The sequence below is a fragment of the Streptomyces sp. S6 genome, from assembly GCF_054880855.1.
The window spans coordinates 1-16,762 of record NZ_JBTYMC010000142.1 but is presented as its reverse complement, the minus strand read 5'-3'; the positions used below and the strand labels follow the sequence as shown (position 1 = coordinate 16,762).

Here is a 16,762-nt window from a genome sequence, read left to right as displayed (position 1 = left end):
GTGACCTGCGCGCCGGGCACGGCGGTCGACGGGTACACCTCCAGGCTCCCGCCGTCCCCGCCGTACGCGGGCGCCGCGGCCCCGCTCGCGGCGGCCACGGCCAGCGCGGTGCCGGTCAGCAGCCGGACGGTACGTCGCATCGGTGCTCCTCCGAGCCTCGGTCGTGCCTCTGCCCTTCCGAGGTAAGAGGCACCGCGCCGGGAGCGCTTCCTGAGGGGATGTCAGAAAGGGGATGAACGGGTGGCGGGGCGGAGCTGTCGTTGCCGGCGTTTCAGCAGGTCATGCGGGGTGTGGGGGAGGGGTGGGGAAAACCTCTCCGGGGAGGTGTGAACGGGTGATCGACACGCCGTCGGGCCGGTGCCGGGCGAGCCAGTCGCCGCCGGGTACGAGGTCGCCGCCGGCGCGCAGCGGGCCGGCGAGGCGGGGGCTCGCGACGTAGACCCAGGCCCGTACGGCCTGGGAGCCATGCTCCCGTACGACCTCCCGCGTAACTCTCAGGTAGAGGCTGTCCGGGTCGTCCGCCCGGTATTGCTCCAGGAGGTCCAGGTCGGTGAGGACGTCGGCGTAGTACTCGGGAGCGACGGTGACGAGGTCGCCGTGTATGAGTCCGCCGGGTGCCTCCACGGCGTACGGGTATCCCGGACCGTCGTACAGCACCGCGCCGGTCAGGCGGGCGGGCTCCTCGGTGAGGGTGCGGCCGGACAGGTGGAGGGCGTGGTTGGCCTCGCCGGGGCGGAGGGTGCCGTACACGAAGAAGGGGAGGGGCGCAGGGGTCACAAGGGGATTCTCTCCCGGGCCCCTCTGCGGGTGCGCTATGGACATGACAAGTCGGGGCGCCTATAAATCGCTGTCGACGTCAGCGCCACCTCCACTCCGCGCCTTCCGAGGAGACCGATGAGACGCATACGGCACAACGTCCGAGGTTCCCGTCTCGCCGCGGCCGGCATCGCCGCGACCACCGCCACCCTCATGGCCGCCGTCCTCAGCCCCGTCGCCGACGCGGCCGACCGGCCCACCCGCGCGCAGGCGATTGACAACGCGGCGAGCGCCCTCACCGAACGCGCCGCGAGCCTCGGGCTCAACTCCGCGCAGGGCACCAGCGTCCGGGACGTGATCGTCGACAAGGACGGTGCACAGCACGTCCGTTACGACCGCACCTACCGGCAACTCCCCGTACTGGGCGGCGACTTCGTGGTCCACCTGACCCCCGACGGCACGTACCGCGGCGCCGACCGCGCGACCCGGCACGCCATCGCCCTGGAGTCCATCACCCCGGCCGTCCCCGCGCCCAAGGCCGCCGACCGCGCGGTCAGCGCCCTGCGCGCGGCCCACCTCGGCGCCAAGGTGTCCCAGGTGAAGGCCAAGCCCCAACTGGTCGTCGACGCCCTCCACGGCACCCCGAAGCTGGCCTGGAAGACCGACGCCGTCGGCCTCGACGCCCAGGGCAACCCGGTCGCCCGGACCGTCGTCACCGACGCGCGCACCGGCGCCCAGATCGACGCCTGGGACTCGATCGAGACCGTCACCGGTGACGGCCAGTCCCTCTACGGGGGTACGGTCCCGCTGGAGACCACCCTCTCCGGTACGACATACCAGCTCAAGGATCCGACCCGGGGCAACACCTACACCGGTGACGCCGAGAACAAGACCGACCTCTGCATCTTCGGCATCTGCATCGTCCGCGCCCCCGCGACGCTCTTCACCGACGCCGACAACCACTGGGGTACGGGTACTACGGGCAGCCGTGCGACGGCCGCCGTCGACGCCCAGTACGGCACCGACGTCACCTGGGACTACTACAAGAACGTCCACGGTCGCAACGGCATCGGCAACGACGGCAAGGGCTCCTACAACCGCGTCCACTACGGCAACAACTACAACAACGCTTTTTGGGACGACAGCTGCTTCTGCATGACCTACGGCGACGGCGACGGCACCCAGCTCGGCCCGCTGGTCGCCCTCGACGTCGCGGGCCACGAGATGTCCCACGGCGTGACCTCCAAGACGGCCAACCTCACGTACTCCGGTGAGTCCGGCGGGCTCAACGAGGCGACCTCCGACATCTTCGGCTCGCTCGTCGAGTTCTACGCGGCCAACTCCTCCGACCAGGGCGACTACCTGATCGGCGAGAAGATCGTCCGCTCCGGCTTCGGCCGTGACGCCCTGCGCTACATGGACCGTCCGAGCCGGGACGCCAACTCCGCGGACTACTGGAGCAGTTCGGTCGGCAATCTCGACGTCCACTACTCCTCCGGCGTCGCCAACCACTTCGCGTACCTGCTGGCGGAGGGGAGCGGCACGAAGACCATCAACGGGGTGACCTACAACTCCCCCACGTCCAACGGCTCCACACTGACCGGCATCGGCCGGGCCAAGCTGGGGGCCATCTGGTACCGGGCCCTGAGCGTCTACATGACGTCCTCGACGAACTACGCGGGCGCGCGGACGGCGACCCTGAACGCCGCCCGTGACCTCTACGGCGCCGGCAGCGCCGAGTACAGCGCGGTGGCGGCGGCGTGGAGCGCGGTCAACGTCAACTAGCGGCTCGCTTCGCGAAACGGCTGTCCCGGCAGGCGAGTTGCCCAGGACGGCCGTCCCCGCCGTCGCCGGGTTCGGTGTCGTCAGTCGACCGGCGCCACCCGGATCAGGTTGCCGTCGGGGTCCGCGACGACGAACGTCCGGCCGAACACCTCGTCGCGCGGCTCGCTGACCACGCGAACCCCCTTCGCCGCCCACTCCTCGAACCGCCGGTCGATGACCTCCGCACCGCCGGGCAGGTTCAGGCAGACCTCGCTGGTGCGGGGCGTCTGGGGGTCCAACTCCTCGGCCTTGCCGCTCCAGAGCGACAGGGACGCGCCCCCGCCGAGGTCGAAGGCGATGTACCGGGGGGTCTCGAAGGTGGGCTTGATCTGGAGCAAGTCCCCGTAGAAACGGGCCGCTTCGGGCGCGTCGCTGACGTAGACGATGAACACGATCGAGGCCGGCATGGCGCTCACTCCTTGGTTGCTCTCGCTGAACAACTGAAGCTTGCGCGCGATACCTGACAGGTGCCGTCAGGTTTTCCGGAGACTTTCCAGCCGTTGCCGTCGGCCCCGGCGGTGAGTGTGGCGCCCGCGTGGATGATCGAGTTGAGGGTGATGTGGGCGGCTTGGAGCTGTTCGACAGGCGCCGACATGGCCCTCAAGTCCAGGTCGGACATGCTGTTTTGCGCGCGCAGGAGGCGGCGAGCACTGTTCCCGGTGTCGGCCGGAAACGCTTGCGGATCACCCGCGACGGCCCTGAGGATGAACCCCATGGCCGAAGCCCCTGATGTCGAGACCGCTTGGCGCTGGCTGTTGGAACGCAAACCGGGGGTTCGCGGTGCGACAGACGACGACCTGGCCCCGGTCGCCCGAGCCGCCCACGCGGAGCCGCGTTTGCGCGCTCTCTACCCCTTCCCCAGCCATGGAGCGCTCCACTTCATACGCGGCGTGGAGACGTTGACGGATCCCCCCGGCTCCCCCAGCAGGTTCCCCCGCATCCTGTACGGCGGACCGCCGTTCACGGTCTACTGCCCTGGATTCGTCGGCCCTGTCGGCGAGTTGGAGACAGCCGAGGAGGCCGCCGCTCTCGCGGTGCGTTACTTGCCCGAAGAGGTGGGCGGAGTGGCCGGGGAAGCCTGATGCCTCATGGCGAGTCCACGGGGACATGGGGGAGCGGGGTTCGGGTCGGGGTCGTCTGCGGTGGGGTGACCTCGGTCGTCGCGGTGATCGTGATCGGGCGGGCCTGGAGCGCGTGCGATGTGGGGGTGGGTGCCTCGGCGAACTCCCTTGCTCTGGCGGTGATATGGCCAGCCATATGGGTGGTCGTGGGCCTGTCCTGGGTGCTTGTCCGCGGCTTGCTGGGGAGAGCTCACCCCGGCGCGGCCCTGCTGGTGGGGGTTCTGCTCAACGTGTGGCTCCTCTGGGGGGCTGTCGTCTGGCTGGGAGTCCCGGACTCGTACCCCGACCCGGTCTGTCCGGGGAACGTCCCCTCCTGGTGGCCCCCGTTCATTCCGGTGTGACCTTCAGGTACACCTCCGTCACCACCGTCAACTCCGCCCCCATGACTGAGACTTGCTCCCCCGGGGACAGCCTCCCGTCCGCCGTCACCGCCACCACCTCGTCCACCCCCAGCACCGGACTCTCCCACCCCGAGAACCGCACCCGCACGCCTTGCTCGAACGCGTCGGAGGTGTGCCACAGGAACAGGCGGTCGTCGCCGAAGAGGAGGTAGCGCAGGGCGGGGGAGTCGGGAGGTGGGGTGAGGACTTTGCGGAGGTCCACTGTCATGTGGCCGAGGGACTCCGCGTCTACGTCGATCCGGCCGAAGAGCAACTCACCGGTGTAGGGGGCGGTGTCGCCCACGCGGAACGTCAACTCGGCGGAGGCTCCGTACAGTTCGCGAGCCGTGCGGTACAGGTCCGAGGTCGGTTCGATCCGGGCGATCGTCGGTGCGCCCGCGGAGCCGAGCCGCACGGCGTACACCGTCTCCGACCCCAGCAGCAGCCAGTCCTCCATCCCCTTCACCATCCCAACCCCGCATCAGGATCAGGATACTTGGGCAGTACCCGGCACACGAACCCGGCGATGAAGACGTCGTCCTCCTCGGTCTCCGAGGCCGAGGCGGCGGAGGAGGTCATCTCGTACTCCTGGAAGCGGAAGGAGAGGGCGGGCCCGAAGGTGATGATCTGGACCTTGACGAGTTTCCGTTTCGGTGTACGGACGGCGAAGACCGAGCCGACGGCCAACTGGGCCCCGGGGATGGGGGAGCGGGCGTAGGGGAGGACATCGAGGGCGTGGCCGTCGAGGGAGTCGTAGTCGACGAGGCCGAGGGCCACGAGGCCGGTGCGGGGGTGACCCGGGACGAGAGTGCCGGTGGAGTCGGCGTCGGACCACTCCCAGCGGTGGTCGGCGATGTCCATCGTGACGTACAGCCGCCCGGTGTCCCACTCGCAGGTCGTCTGAGGCGGGAAGGTGTTCTCGCCGGAGCCGAACGCCGTGTACTGGTGCGCCTCCCGGGTCAGCCGGACTCTCCGGGCCAGCGCGAGCGACTCCACGTACGACGTGCAGCGGCCCACGGGAGGAGTCGCCCCGTCGCTCAACTCCCGCACCCCCGGCGAGAATCGCCAAGCCTTCGACCCGAACAGCTCCATCGGCGGGTCCAGCCACGGCCGCTGCACGGACACCACGCGGTACTCGAACGACAGGGAGGCGAAGGAGTCGTCCGTCGCCCGGCTCCCCAGCGCCGCCCCGAACTCCCTCGGCGCCGCCGAGGCCAGCGTCAGGAACAGCTCGCGGCCCATCGTCACCGCCGTCCAGGGCATGTCGAGCGCACCGGCGGGGGAGTAGTAGGTCGGTGCGTAGCGCAGGCCGTTGGGGGACGTCGAAAACTGGCTCGGCAGGCCCGGGTTGAAGGTGTCGCGGTGCCGTTTCCACACCGCTGAGGGTGACTTGGCCGCCAGTTCGGACGACTCCCGCAGCGCGTCGTCGACTTCGGCCTTGTGGCCGACCGTCTGCCACGCGTCCATCGCGTCGTCGCGGACCTGCCGCAGACGCGGTTCGTCGACCCGCGTCCACTGGTCCCGCACCGCCTGGTCGGACGACAGCGCCGCCGCGTTCTCGGCCCGGTGGTACTCCGTGTCCGCGTCGAGCCACGCCTGCCGCAGCGAGCGGTACGCGCGCAGTTCCGGGGACGGGACGGGGGTGCCCGTCGCGGGGTCCGGGTCGTACAGGTAGGCCAACGCCTCGTCGTAGCGCGCCCGTTCGTCCGCCGTCAGGGCGCTGCGCGCGAGGTCCGCGCCGAGGAGCTCGCCGTAGACGTCCCACAGGTGGGTGGTCGCCGGAGGGTTCCACAAGGGGTGGGTCGGGATGCGGTTCGTGAGTTCCGCGAACTCGGCCAGTACGCCTGCCCGTCGGGCGTCCAGAGCGCCCTCGAAGCGGAACTCGGCGTCCTGGTAGACCAACGGGGTCACCGGGAGCGACACCAGGTGGTCCGCGTCCGAGAGCATGTGCCAGAAGTGGATGCCCAGGCCGTACAGCGACGCCGCGTCCACGGGGGACGCGGCCCACACGTCCAGCGTCTCGGCGTCCATCAGACCAGCGACCCGGGGTCGATGCCGTCGAGGAGGTTCGGGGTCTTGCCCAGCAGGTGGTTGACGAAGCCGATGATCTGCATGCCGGGGATGGTGATCGTCGTCCCGTCGCTCTCGAAGTGGTAGCGGCGGTCGGACTCCTGGTGGCTGTAGCTGCCCCGCGCGGAGAACGGACCGAAGCCGACGCTGGCGCTCGCCGAGAACGAACTGTCGTACGTGTGCAGGGCGGAGGCGAACGAGGCGGAGCGGATCGAGACGTCCTTCACGAAGAGCGCCTGGAGGGGGTAGCCGATGAACCGGCCCTGCGGCGGGTCGCCGCCGTCGGACGGCATCTGGTCGTAGTTCCAGCCGTGTCCCTTGCGCAGAGTTGCTGGTCGAAGTCCGGGTCGGCGGAGTCCGTCTCGATGTTGAAGGTCCGCACCGTGGAACCGGTGAGGAAGTACGCCTCGGGTACGCCGCCCATGTCGTTCCCTCTCTTCGGGAGGTTTGTACTCATTTCTACCGGCTCGGGTGTGCCGAGCGCGTGGGGTGTGCGTCCTGTCCCTGTCCTGCCTCCCTGGGGCCTCGGTCCCTGGATGTCTGTCCCGTAGGCCGTCACCTCCTGTCCCGCGCGGCCTGCTCGTTCGGGTGAATATCGATTGCTATGCGGCCAACTCGGGCTCCTCGGCAGTCACTTCGGTAAACCTTGGTCCCTTCCGCATCACCAGCACCGCCAGCACGGCCGCCGTCAGCACCCCCGCCGCGCTCACCGCGAACGTCGTCCTCATCGAGGCCGCGAACGCCTCCCGGGCGACTTCCAGCACCTCGGGGGCGGCTCCCGCGATGGAGTGCCGTGCCGCTTCCGGCGTGCCCTCGGGCATCCGCGCCGAGTATCCGCTGGTCAGCAGCGAGCCGAGGATCGCGATGCCGAGCGCCGTGCCCGCCTGCTGGATCGTGTCGTTGAGCGCGGAGCCGACGCCCGCCTTGTCCGCCGGGATGGTCCCCATCAGCGCGGCGACGGCGGCCGGCATCGCGAGCCCGGCGCCGAGGCCGAGAAGTCCCAGTGCGACGGCGGGAGTTGTGAACCCGCTGCCCGCGTCGACCGTCGTCAGCAGCGCGAAGCACGCCACCATCACCAGCATCCCCGCGAAGATCACGAGCCGGTTCCCGAACCGCTGCGCCAGCTTCACCCCCGCCCCGTTGCCGGCCAGTGCGGCGACCGCCAGCGGCAGGAACGCGAGGCCCGCCCGCACCGGCGAGTACCCGAGTACGAACTGGAGGTGCTGCGTCAGCACCAGCAGCAGCCCGCCGTTGCCGATCTGGACGAGCGCCAGCGAGAGCGAACCACCCGTGAAATCACGGTGCTTGAAGAGGACGAGCGGGACCATCGGGGACGCCGTCACGTTCTCCCAGACGACGAACCCGACGAGGGCGGCCACCGCGACGGCCAGTGTGAACGCCGAACGGCCCTCGAACGCACCGTGCTCGGGGATCTCGATGATCCACCACACCAACGCCGTCATGCCGACCGCCGAGAGCACCGCGCCGAGCGGGTCCGCCTTCTGCCAGGGCGCCCTGGACTCGGGCATCAGGGTCACGCCCGCGACCAACGCCAGTGCCACGACAGGGACGTTGAGGAAGAAGACGGAGTGCCACGAGAAGTGTTCGATCAGCACACCGCCCAGCACCGGGCTGCCGACCAGGCCCAGCATCGACACCGAGCCCCACGCGGCCATCGCCTTCGGCCGTTCCTCCTCGTCGAAGACCGTGATCAGGATCGACAGTGTCGACGGCATGATCAACGCCCCGCCGATCCCCATGGCGACCCGAACGGCGATGACCTCACCGGGAGTTGTGCAGAACGCCGCCGCCAGCGAGGCCGCTCCGAACAGCGCGAGGCCGATCAGCATCACCCTGCGCCGCCCGAACCGGTCCCCGAGGCTGCCGGAGGTGAGGAGCAGGCCCGCGAAGACGAGGATGTACGAGTCGAGAATCCACTGCGTGTCCTGCGCGCTCGCCCCGATGTCCGCCGTCATCGACGGCACCGCCACGGTCAGCGCCATGCTGTCGATCGTCAGCACGACCGTGCTCAGACAGAGCACGACCAGAATCCACCACCGTCGTCCGCCCATCGGATTCCCTCCTTGTGCGCACGCCGTGCGCTCCATGCGTACGGCGTTCCCATCGGTCATGCGCACACCGTACGCCGAGAGGAACGGTGTGCGCAACGCCGATCGGGAGTGTCCGTTCGTCCGCCGGCCGGTCGGCCCCCCTCCGCCGGCGCACATCCCCCCACCCCAGTCGCCGCCACGCCCACCGGAGTTGCTCCTGGGACGACACCAGCCACAAGTGACTCATTCCGCACCGCTACTTGGCCGGTCCTACACGGTTGAGGGTTGAAGAACCCCCGCTAAAGTCGACCGAAAGGCGTCACCACGCGGCGTGCGGCAACTGCACCGCGACACCCGCACGCCGATCCCCGCACCGCCTCCGCACGGCCTCCGCACCACCCCGCACGGCGTTCGAAATCCCGGGCAGACCGCTGACCACGGCCATGTCACCGACACTCGAAGCAGCCTGGAGGTCCCCGACCATGCCTCTGCGCCATCTCGCGCCACATGACCAGCGCCTCTTCCTCTTCTACGGCACCGGCCCCGCCGCCTTCGTACCGGACCCGCTGATCCACCGGGCCGTCGCCCGGCAGGCGGCCCGCGCGCCGCACGCGGTCGCCGCCGAACACCGCGGCCAGACCCTCACCTACGCCCAACTCGACTCCCAGGCAGAGGCGTTGGCGGCCCGCCTGCACAGCGAGGGCATCCGCCCCGGCGACCATGTCGGCCTCTTCGTACGCCGCTCCCTGCCGATGCTCGTCGGCCTGCTCGGCATCCTCAAGGCGGGTGCCGCCTACGTCCCCCAGGACATCGGCCTCGCCCCGCCCGCCCAACTCGCCCACGTCATCGCCGCCGCCCGCACCCGCGTCGTCCTCACCCTCGGCGAGTACGCGCACCGCGTCCCGATCCCACTCGGCCACCAACTCATCGACCTGGACGAGCCGTTGACCCCCGACCGGGTCCAACTCCCGCCGCCTGCACCGGACGACGGCTGCTACGTCCTGTTCACCTCCGGCACCACCGGCCACCCCAACGGCGTGAAGGTCACCCACCGCAACGTCGCCAACATCCTGCTGACGGAGCCGGGTTCCCTCGGCATCGGACCCGGCGACCGGGTCGCCCAACTCCTCAACATCGCCTTCGACATGGCGGCCTGGGAGATCCTCGGCTGCCTCGCGCACGGCGCCACCCTGGTGATCCGCGACCGGGACATCGCGGCCACCGCCCGCACGGCGACCGTCCTGATCGCCACCCCGACGGTCCTGTCCGGCATCGACCCGGCCGACTGCCCGAGGGTCCGCGCGGTCGCCGTCGCCGGCGAACCCTGCCCGCGCCCGCTCGCCGACGCGTGGGCGAGCAGAGCCGCCTTCTACAACTGCTGCGGCCCGACCGAGACCACCATCGTCAACACCATGTCCCGCCACGACCCGAGGAACCCCCTCCTCACGATCGGCCGCCCCACCCCCAACAACACGGTCTACGTCCTGGACGCCGACCGCCGCCCCCTGCCGATCGGCGAGGTCGGCGAGATGTGGGCCGGCGGGGACTGCGTCTCGGCGGGCTACCTCGCCAACGCCCGCCTGAACGCGGAGCGTTACGCCCCCGACCCGTTCCTCGGCGGCGGCCGGCGGATGTTCCGCACCCGCGACCTCGGCCGGTGGACCCCGGACGGCCGCCTCGAACACCTCGGCCGCACCGACGACCAGGTGAAGGTGCGCGGCTTCCGTGTCGAACTCGACTCCGTCTCCTCGGTGTTGGAGCAGGTCCCGGGTGTCGTCCGCGCGGTCACCCTCAAGCGCGACGACCGCTCGCTCGTCTCCTTCGTCTGCCCGGCGGACGTCGATCCCGGCACGGCCAGACAGGCCGTCGCCGACGCGTTGCCCTACTACTGCGTGCCCGATAATGTCATGGCCCTGACATCTTTGCCGGAGACCGACCGGGGCAAGATCGACAAGCCGGCGCTTCTCCAACTCGCCCTGGAACGCCCGGCGGTGGCCCGATGACGACGGAACTGAACCGCACCGGCACCGCGCTCCCACCCCTCGCCTCCCTGCCGCGCCGCCTGCTCAAGCACCCCCGGCTGATGCACTACAACCGGCTCGCGGGCACGGTGATTCTGGTCAACGCGGTATGTCTGTACCTGAGTTGGCCGGTCACCGAACAGGGCATGGCCCACGCCGTCCTCGCGAACCTGAGCCTGGCGATCCTCATCCGCCAGCAGTACGTCATCAACTTCCTCTTCCGGGTGGCGACTTCAGCCCCGGTCAGTTGGCCGCTGCGGGTCCGCTGGACGCTGGGTAAGGTCTACCACTTCGGCGGACTCCACGTGGGCGGCGCGCTCGCGGGCACGGCGTGGTTCGCCGCGCTGACCCTCACCACCACCGACACGGCGGTACGGGCCGTGAGTTGGACGCTGCTCGCGCTGCTCCTCTTCATCGTCGCGACCGCGCTGCCGCCGTTCCGGTCCCGCCACCACGACCACTTCGAGAAGATCCACCGCTTCGGCGGCTGGAGCGCCCTCGCCCTGTTCTGGGCGCACACGCTTCTGACGGCGGGCGGACCGGTCGAACCGGCGGTCCTCGCGGTCGTCACGTTCAGTGTCGCGCTGCCGTGGCTGAGGCTGCGCAAGGTGGCCGTCCGGATCGAACGGCCCTCCCCGCACGTCGTGTTGGCCCGCTTCGACTACGGCGAGACCCCGTTCGCCGGGTCCTCCACGGCCGTCAGCCGCAGCCCGCTCAAGGAGTGGCACTCCTTCGCGAACGTCCCCTCCCCGGGGCATCCCGGGTTCCGGCTGACCATCTCGCGGGCGGGGGACTGGACGGGGAAGTTCATCGACGACCGGCCGACCAAGGTGTGGGTGAAGGGAATCACCACCGCCGGGGTCGCCAACATCGAAGTCCTGTTCAGCAAGGTGGTCTACGTCGCCACCGGCAGCGGCATCGGCCCCTGTCTGCCGCACCTCCTCGCCGCCGAGGTCCCCTCCCGCCTCGTCTGGGCCACCCGCGATCCCCGAGTCACCTACGGCGACGCCCTCGTCGACGAGATCCTCGCCGTCCAGCCCGACGCGGTCGTCTGGGACACCTCCCGGGACGGCAAACCCGACATGGTCGACCTCGCGTACGCCGCCTACCGCGACTTCGGCGCCGAAGCGGTCATCTGCATCTCCAACAAGAAGCTCACCTGGCAGGTCGTCCACGGCCTCGAACGCCGGGGCATCCCGGCGTACGGCGCGATCTGGGACTCGTAGAAAGGATGCTGACGATGCGTCATCTCAAAGTGGAGCGGTACGACCGTGTCGTGCTCGTCCGGCTGCACCGGCCGCAGGTCCTCAACGCGCTGAGCTCCGAGCTGCTCGGCGAACTCCTCGACACGGTCCGGCCGTTGGCGTCCGACGACAAGGTCGGGTGCGTCGTCCTCACCGGCTCCGAGCGGGCGTTCGCCGCGGGCGCCGACATCAGGGAGATGGCCGGGAAGAGCGCCGGGGACATGCTCGCGGAGGACTACTTCGGGGCGTGGGAGGAGTTCGCCGACCTTCCCGTCCCGAAGGTCGCCGCGGTCAACGGCGTTGCCTTCGGCGGGGGTTGTGAACTGGCGATGATGTGTGACCTCGTGATCGCGGGGGAGTCCGCGCGGTTCGGTCAGCCCGAGATCAAGCTCGGGGTGATCCCCGGGATCGGCGGCACCCAGCGCCTCACCCGGCTGGTCGGCCGCGCCAAGGCGATGGACCTCGTCCTCACCGGCCGCACGATGGACGCCCGCGAGGCGGAGGCCGCCGGACTGGTGTCCCGGGTCGTCCCCGACGACCGTGCACTCCCGGAGGCGCTGGAGGCCGGGGCCACCATCGCCTCGTACGGCCGCCTCGCCGTCCGCGCCGCCCGGGACTGCGTCGACCGGGCGCTGGAGACCGGGCTGCGCGACGGGGTCCGCTACGAACGCCGGGCGTTTCACGGCCTGTTCGCGACCGACGACCAGACGGAGGGCATGACGGCGTTCCTGGAGAAACGACCGGCGCGGTTCACCGGGAGGTGAACGCCGGGCTGGTCGTGGTGGGGAGATGGCGGGTGGCTGTGGCCGCGGGTGTGCCGTGGCGGAGTCACCCGTGCACCCGGTGAAGCAGATCCGGCGAGGTGCCCCACCGGCGGTGGGGCCGCATGCGCAGTGAGTTCGCACGCACGGAGGGGCGCTCCGCGTGACGGGCCGGTCGAGAGGGGCGGGCCGGTCGCGTGGGGCGGCCGGCCCACCCCGAGCAACTGGCCGCGTACGAGGGGCAGCCACACCATGGGCCGCGCGCCGCTGCGGGCCAGCTGCGTCATGGGCCGCCTGCACAACAGGGTCGGCGCAGACACCTGGCCCGGTGATAAGACCGGCTGCGCGACGGGTCGGCCGAGCGCCCGTGCGACGGCACCGCCCGCCCCATGACGCCGCCCACCTCGCGATGGAACTTCCACGTCACGGGCCCACCCGTGCATCAGGAACAGCGCACGCGTCAGGCGATGAGACCGGCTGCGCGATGGAACCGGCCGAGCGCCTGCGCGACGGCCTCCCTGCGCGACGGCCTCCCTGCGCGACGGCCTCCCTGCGCGACGGCCTCCCTGCGCGACGGCACCGCCCCCTCGCCCCGACCGATCACCCCGCCCGAGAAGCCAGCGCCTGTCCGATCCCCGGTTCGCGGGGGCCCAGGAACTTGGGGTCCGGGTCGAACAGGACGTCCAGTGCGGCCTTGCCCGCGGCGAACACCTCGCGGGTGCCTCCGTACAGCCAGGTCGCGTCGTGTCTCTCGGCGACGCCGACGCCGTAGGAGTCGATGCCGGCCGACTCGCAGAGGGCGACGGCGCGGCGTATGTGGAAGCTCTGGCTGATGAGGACCGCGCGGTCGACGCCGAAGATCTTCTTGGCGCGAACGCAGGAGTCCCAGGTGTCGAAACCGGCGTAGTCGCTGACGACGTGGTCGTCCGGGACGCCGTGGCGCGTGAGGTAGGTGCGCATCGCGTCCGGCTCGTCGTACTCCTCGCGGCTGTTGTCGCCCGTCACCAGGACGACCTTGACGCGGCCCGCGCGGTAGAGGTCGATCGCCGCGTTCAGCCGACCCCGCAGGTACGGCGACGGCTCGCCGTTCCACAGGCCCGCGCCGAAGACCACGGCGACGTCCCTGCGAGGCGCGTCGGCGGTCGTGCCGAAACGCCCGGACGTCGAGAGGAACAGCCACGTCGACGGGAGCAGTGCGAGCACGCACACCGCCATCACGGCCTGCACGAGCCGCCGCTGACCGGTCCGCGTACGCGGCAGCCGCGGTCTCCGCAGCGTCGGCCTCCGCATGAGCACCCCTCCCTCGGACCCTCCCCGGGCCGCCCCCACTCCGGCCTCCCCGGGCCGCTTTCACCAGGCAAGACGCACTCCGCCCCGATTTGGTTCACCGCACCGCACCGCCCCCTCACACCCCACCCCCACCCACCGTGAACCCCCGGAAAACGCCCGTGACGGTCACGCAACCACCGCGCAACGCCTGTGCGCGAGGATCCCCTCATGCCCAGCCAGCTCAGCCTCGTCCCCCGCAGGCGCCCCGCGCCGCCCGCCCTGGTGGTCGTCGCCCACGGCAGCCGCGACCCCCGGGCGCTGCGCACCGTCCGCGCGCTCCTGGACCGCGTCCGCGCGCGGCGTCCCGGTCTGCCCGTCCACCTGGGCCACATCGAGCTGAACGAGCCGCTGCTCACGGACACGCTCGCGCGCCTGCGCGCTGAAGAGGCTGAAGAGGCCGAGGGCACCAGGGACGTCGTCCTCGTCCCCCTCCTCCTCGGCCGGGGCTACCACATCAAACGCGACATCCCGGAGATGGCCGCCGCAACGCACCCCCGCGCGCGCGTGGCCGGTGCGCTCGGCTCCCACCCCCTCCTGATCGACACCCTCGCCGCCCGCCTGGAGGAGGCCGGCTGGCACGCCGGCACCGGAGAAGAACGCCGTACCAGCGCGGTGATCCTCGCGGCGGCCGGCTCCCGCGACCCCGACAACGCCGCCGACACCGACCGCACCGCCCACCTCCTCTCCGCCCGCCTCGGCGTCCCCGTCGTCCCGGCCTACGCCTCCACCGCCGAACCGGCCGTCCCGAACGCGATCGCCGGCCTCACCGCACGCGGGTACACGCGCGTGGCCGTCGCCTCGTACTTCACGGCCCCGGGCCGCTTCGCGACGGAGTGCGCGCGGGTGGCACCGTGGATCGCGTCGGCACCGCTCGGAGCGCACGACGCGATGGCCCGCCTGATCCTTCACCGATACGAGGGGTGCTTGGAAACGAGGGCCGACACCAACGCCGCTTGAGGCGCCGCACCCGCCCTCCGGCAACCCACGGCAGCCGTTTAGGCGAATTGTCAGCCCCACCCCGTACTGTCGAACCATGGAAGGCACCGACTCCCCCCTCACCGACGACCTCTCCGCCTACGACCCCTCCGCCACCGACCGCTGGGCCCCCGAGCCGGACAAACGCCCCGGCCGCACCGCCTTCCAACGCGACCGCGCCCGCCTCCTGCACTCCTCCGCCCTGCGCAGACTCGCCGGCAAGACCCAGGTGGTCACACCGGGGACGCAGGGCCCGGTGTGGGACGCGAGCCCCCGCACCCGCCTCACGCACTCCCTGGAGTGCGCCCAGGTCGGCAGGGAGCTCGGCGCGGCGCTCGGCTGCGACCCGGACCTCGTGGAGGCCGCCTGCCTGGCGCACGACCTGGGCCACCCGCCCTTCGGCCACAACGGCGAACAGGCGCTGAACGACTTCGCGAAGAACTGCGGCGGCTTCGAGGGCAACGCCCAGTCCCTGCGCCTGCTCACCCGCATCGAGCCCAAGCGCTTCACCCCGGACGGCTCGGTGGGCCTCAACCTCACGCGCGCCACGCTCGACGCGGCGACGAAGTACCCCTGGCCCAGGGGCGCGCACCCCACGAACCCGGCGTCGCCCAAGTTCGGCGTGTACGACGACGACCGCCCGGTCTTCGACTGGGTCCGCAAGGAATCCCCCGGCACGCGCGCGTGCTTCGAGGCCCAGGTCATGGACTGGTCGGACGACGTGGCCTACTCGGTGCACGACGTGGAGGACGGCCTGCACGCCGGCCACATCGCCCCGGCGAGCCTGCACGCGCGCGAGGAGCGCGAGGAGATCTTCCGCGTGGCGGTGGGCCGTTACGTCCCGGCGGACACGGACCCCGCCGAACTGGCCGCCGCCCTCGACCGCCTCCTCGCCGAGGAGTGGTGGCCGCACGGCTACGACGGCACGGCGGTCGCCCAGGCCCGCCTCAAGGACGCCACCAGCCAGCTCATCGGCCGCTTCTGCCTGGCCGCCGAGGGCGCCACCCGCGAGGGGTACGGCACCGGCCGCCTCACGCGCTACGCCGCCGAACTCGTCGTCCCCCGGGAGACCCGGTTCGAATGCGCCGTCCTCAAGGCCGTCGCCGACCGGTACGTGATGCAGCGCGCCGAGCAGGAGCGGCTCCGCGCGGACCAGCGGATCGTCATCACGGAACTCGCGCACGCGCTCACCGCGCGGGCGCCGTACGGGCTCGACCCGCAGTTCCACGCCCTGTTCGTCAACGCGCCGGACGACCACGCCCGCGAAAGGGTGATCGTCGACCAGATCGCCTCCCTCACCGACGCGTCCGCGCGGGCCCTGCACGCACGACTGACGGGCCCCGCCTGAGATCGCCCCGCCGGGGCACTACCCCTTCCCCCCGAACGTTGCGTGCGGGACGCTCGCATGTGGCGACACCCTTACGAGGAGGCATCAAGTGGTCGACGCGGATCAGACGTTCGTCATCGTCGGAGGCGGCCTGGCCGGCGCCAAGGCGGCCGAGACGCTCCGTGCGGAGGGATTCACCGGGCGCGTGATACTGATCGGCGACGAACGCGACCACCCCTACGAGCGCCCCCCGCTCTCCAAGGGCTACCTCCTCGGCAAGGACGAACGCGACAGCGTCTTCGTCCACGAACCGGCCTGGTACGCGCAGAACGACATCGAACTGCACCTCGGCCAGACGGTCACGGCGATCGACCGCGCGGCCCACACGGTCCGCCTGGGCGACGGCACGGTCATCGCCTACGACAAGCTCCTCCTCGCTACCGGCGCCGAGCCCCGCCGCCTCGACCTCCCCGGCACCGGCCTCGCCGGCGTCCACCACCTGCGCCGCCTGGCGCACGCCGAGCGCCTGCGGCACGTCCTGAAGGCCCTCGGCCGCGACAACGGCCACCTGGTGATCGCCGGCGCCGGCTGGATCGGCCTGGAGGTCGCCGCGGCGGCCCGTACGTACGGCGCCGAGGTCACCGTCGTCGAACCGGAGCCGACGCCGCTGCACGGCGTGCTGGGCCCCGAGCTGGGCCAGCTCTTCGCCGACCTCCACGCGGAGCACGGCGTGCGCTTCCACTTCGGCGCCCGCCTCACCGAGATCGTCGGCCAGGACGGCATGGTCCTCGCGGTCCGCACGGACGACGGCGAGGAGCACCCGGCGCACGACGTGCTCGCGGCGATCGGCGCCGCCCCGCGCACAGCGCTCGCCGAGGCTGCCGGCCTCACGCTCGCCGACCG

The 16,762-nt window shown here is 71.2% G+C and carries 17 protein-coding genes; 9 read left to right on the top strand and 8 right to left on the bottom strand.

Going from position 1 to position 16,762, the window contains the following annotated elements:
• Positions 1 to 279 precede the first annotated feature (279 nt).
• A complete protein-coding gene (locus ACVNF4_RS20290; RefSeq protein ID WP_461804261.1) occupies positions 280 to 822 on the bottom strand; it encodes a gamma-glutamylcyclotransferase family protein in 543 nt (180 codons plus the stop codon).
• 72 nt (positions 823 to 894) lie between these two features.
• Between ACVNF4_RS20290 and ACVNF4_RS20285 the strand changes: the two genes are divergently transcribed.
• On the top strand, positions 895 to 2,541 hold the full coding sequence (locus ACVNF4_RS20285; RefSeq protein ID WP_461804260.1) for a M4 family metallopeptidase: 1,647 nt from the start codon (positions 895 to 897) through the stop codon (positions 2,539 to 2,541).
• Positions 2,542 to 2,621: 80 nt separating this feature from the next.
• On the opposite strand, the gene ACVNF4_RS20280 is transcribed toward ACVNF4_RS20285, so the two are convergent.
• Together ACVNF4_RS20280 and ACVNF4_RS20275 are read right to left on the bottom strand one after the other, a co-directional pair.
• Positions 2,622 to 2,987 carry a VOC family protein gene (locus ACVNF4_RS20280; protein WP_461804259.1) on the bottom strand — a complete coding sequence of 122 codons (366 nt, stop codon included), beginning with the start codon at positions 2,985 to 2,987 and terminating at the stop codon, positions 2,622 to 2,624.
• A gap of 5 nt (positions 2,988 to 2,992) precedes the next feature.
• Positions 2,993 to 3,295: a hypothetical protein gene (locus ACVNF4_RS20275; protein WP_461804264.1), complete on the bottom strand. Its 303-nt coding sequence runs from the start codon at positions 3,293 to 3,295 to the stop codon at positions 2,993 to 2,995.
• Here ACVNF4_RS20275 and ACVNF4_RS20270 point away from each other — a divergent pair.
• On the top strand, positions 3,198 to 3,662 hold the full coding sequence (locus tag ACVNF4_RS20270) for a DUF6193 family natural product biosynthesis protein (RefSeq protein ID WP_461804263.1): 465 nt from the start codon (positions 3,198 to 3,200) through the stop codon (positions 3,660 to 3,662). The genes ACVNF4_RS20275 and ACVNF4_RS20270 overlap by 98 nt on opposite strands.
• Entirely contained in the window at positions 3,662 to 4,042 is a 381-nt protein-coding gene (locus ACVNF4_RS20265; protein ID WP_461804258.1) for a hypothetical protein, read from the top strand. Before ACVNF4_RS20270 ends, ACVNF4_RS20265 begins: the two co-directional genes overlap by 1 nt.
• Here the strand turns inward: ACVNF4_RS20265 and ACVNF4_RS20260 are convergent.
• From ACVNF4_RS20260 to ACVNF4_RS20245, 4 genes are all read right to left on the bottom strand, one after another.
• The gene (locus ACVNF4_RS20260) at positions 4,029 to 4,538 is read right to left on the bottom strand and encodes a hypothetical protein (RefSeq protein ID WP_461804257.1); all 510 of its coding nucleotides are present in this window, start codon (positions 4,536 to 4,538) and stop codon (positions 4,029 to 4,031) included. The two genes, ACVNF4_RS20265 and ACVNF4_RS20260, sit on opposite strands and share 14 nt — an antisense overlap.
• 5 nt (positions 4,539 to 4,543) lie before the next feature.
• The gene (locus ACVNF4_RS20255) at positions 4,544 to 6,112 is read right to left on the bottom strand and encodes a hypothetical protein (protein WP_461804256.1); all 1,569 of its coding nucleotides are present in this window, start codon (positions 6,110 to 6,112) and stop codon (positions 4,544 to 4,546) included.
• Positions 6,112 to 6,444 (bottom strand): hypothetical protein, encoded by a 333-nt coding sequence (locus ACVNF4_RS20250; protein ID WP_461804255.1) that lies wholly within the window; start codon positions 6,442 to 6,444, stop codon positions 6,112 to 6,114. The genes ACVNF4_RS20255 and ACVNF4_RS20250 overlap by 1 nt, the downstream gene beginning before the upstream one ends.
• 309 nt (positions 6,445 to 6,753) lie before the next feature.
• The gene (locus ACVNF4_RS20245) at positions 6,754 to 8,259 is read right to left on the bottom strand and encodes an MFS transporter (protein WP_461804262.1); all 1,506 of its coding nucleotides are present in this window, start codon (positions 8,257 to 8,259) and stop codon (positions 6,754 to 6,756) included.
• A gap of 425 nt (positions 8,260 to 8,684) precedes the next feature.
• Between ACVNF4_RS20245 and ACVNF4_RS20240 the strand changes: the two genes are divergently transcribed.
• From ACVNF4_RS20240 to ACVNF4_RS20230, 3 genes are read left to right on the top strand one after another with little or no spacing between them, the layout of a single operon-like run.
• The gene (locus tag ACVNF4_RS20240; RefSeq protein WP_461804254.1) at positions 8,685 to 10,205 is read left to right on the top strand and encodes an amino acid adenylation domain-containing protein; all 1,521 of its coding nucleotides are present in this window, start codon (positions 8,685 to 8,687) and stop codon (positions 10,203 to 10,205) included.
• Positions 10,202 to 11,449, top strand: a complete 1,248-nt coding sequence (locus tag ACVNF4_RS20235; RefSeq protein WP_461804253.1) for a ferredoxin reductase domain-containing protein — start codon at positions 10,202 to 10,204, stop codon at positions 11,447 to 11,449. Before ACVNF4_RS20240 ends, ACVNF4_RS20235 begins: the two co-directional genes overlap by 4 nt.
• 14 nt (positions 11,450 to 11,463) lie before the next feature.
• Positions 11,464 to 12,231, top strand: coding sequence for an enoyl-CoA hydratase-related protein (locus tag ACVNF4_RS20230; RefSeq protein WP_461804252.1), 768 nt, complete (start codon positions 11,464 to 11,466; stop codon positions 12,229 to 12,231).
• 597 nt (positions 12,232 to 12,828) lie between these two features.
• Here the strand turns inward: ACVNF4_RS20230 and ACVNF4_RS20225 are convergent.
• The gene (locus tag ACVNF4_RS20225; protein WP_461804251.1) at positions 12,829 to 13,518 is read right to left on the bottom strand and encodes a SanA/YdcF family protein; all 690 of its coding nucleotides are present in this window, start codon (positions 13,516 to 13,518) and stop codon (positions 12,829 to 12,831) included.
• A 207-nt stretch (positions 13,519 to 13,725) separates the two neighbouring features.
• Between ACVNF4_RS20225 and ACVNF4_RS20220 the strand changes: the two genes are divergently transcribed.
• From ACVNF4_RS20220 to ACVNF4_RS20210, 3 genes are all read left to right on the top strand, one after another.
• Positions 13,726 to 14,514: a sirohydrochlorin chelatase gene (locus ACVNF4_RS20220; RefSeq protein ID WP_461804250.1), complete on the top strand. Its 789-nt coding sequence runs from the start codon at positions 13,726 to 13,728 to the stop codon at positions 14,512 to 14,514.
• Between the two features lie 76 nt (positions 14,515 to 14,590).
• Positions 14,591 to 15,880, top strand: a complete 1,290-nt coding sequence (locus ACVNF4_RS20215) for a deoxyguanosinetriphosphate triphosphohydrolase (protein ID WP_461804249.1) — start codon at positions 14,591 to 14,593, stop codon at positions 15,878 to 15,880.
• Between the two features lie 88 nt (positions 15,881 to 15,968).
• Positions 15,969 to 16,762: NAD(P)/FAD-dependent oxidoreductase (locus tag ACVNF4_RS20210; protein ID WP_461804248.1), on the top strand; the 794-nt coding region annotated here is incomplete at its 3' end.

Bases quoted from the DNA above. Each gene is read 5' to 3' on its own strand.
- ACVNF4_RS20220 (WP_461804250.1), top strand. From the start codon at position 13,726: ATGCCCAGCCAGCTCAGCCTCGTCCCCCGCAGGCGCCCCGCGCCGCCC.
- ACVNF4_RS20235 (WP_461804253.1), top strand. From the start codon at position 10,202: ATGACGACGGAACTGAACCGCACCGGCACCGCGCTCCCACCCCTCGCC.
- ACVNF4_RS20260 (WP_461804257.1), bottom strand. From the start codon at position 4,538: ATGGAGGACTGGCTGCTGCTGGGGTCGGAGACGGTGTACGCCGTGCGG.
- ACVNF4_RS20245 (WP_461804262.1), bottom strand. From the start codon at position 8,259: ATGGAGCGCACGGCGTGCGCACAAGGAGGGAATCCGATGGGCGGACGA.
- ACVNF4_RS20240 (WP_461804254.1), top strand. From the start codon at position 8,685: ATGCCTCTGCGCCATCTCGCGCCACATGACCAGCGCCTCTTCCTCTTC.
- ACVNF4_RS20230 (WP_461804252.1), top strand. From the start codon at position 11,464: ATGCGTCATCTCAAAGTGGAGCGGTACGACCGTGTCGTGCTCGTCCGG.
- ACVNF4_RS20285 (WP_461804260.1), top strand. From the start codon at position 895: ATGAGACGCATACGGCACAACGTCCGAGGTTCCCGTCTCGCCGCGGCC.
- ACVNF4_RS20270 (WP_461804263.1), top strand. From the start codon at position 3,198: ATGCTGTTTTGCGCGCGCAGGAGGCGGCGAGCACTGTTCCCGGTGTCG.
- ACVNF4_RS20225 (WP_461804251.1), bottom strand. From the start codon at position 13,518: ATGCGGAGGCCGACGCTGCGGAGACCGCGGCTGCCGCGTACGCGGACC.
- ACVNF4_RS20275 (WP_461804264.1), bottom strand. From the start codon at position 3,295: ATGGGGTTCATCCTCAGGGCCGTCGCGGGTGATCCGCAAGCGTTTCCG.
- ACVNF4_RS20255 (WP_461804256.1), bottom strand. From the start codon at position 6,112: ATGGACGCCGAGACGCTGGACGTGTGGGCCGCGTCCCCCGTGGACGCG.
- ACVNF4_RS20215 (WP_461804249.1), top strand. From the start codon at position 14,591: ATGGAAGGCACCGACTCCCCCCTCACCGACGACCTCTCCGCCTACGAC.
- ACVNF4_RS20280 (WP_461804259.1), bottom strand. From the start codon at position 2,987: ATGCCGGCCTCGATCGTGTTCATCGTCTACGTCAGCGACGCGCCCGAA.
- ACVNF4_RS20265 (WP_461804258.1), top strand. From the start codon at position 3,662: ATGCCTCATGGCGAGTCCACGGGGACATGGGGGAGCGGGGTTCGGGTC.
- ACVNF4_RS20250 (WP_461804255.1), bottom strand. From the start codon at position 6,444: ATGCCGTCCGACGGCGGCGACCCGCCGCAGGGCCGGTTCATCGGCTAC.
- ACVNF4_RS20290 (WP_461804261.1), bottom strand. From the start codon at position 822: ATGTCCATAGCGCACCCGCAGAGGGGCCCGGGAGAGAATCCCCTTGTG.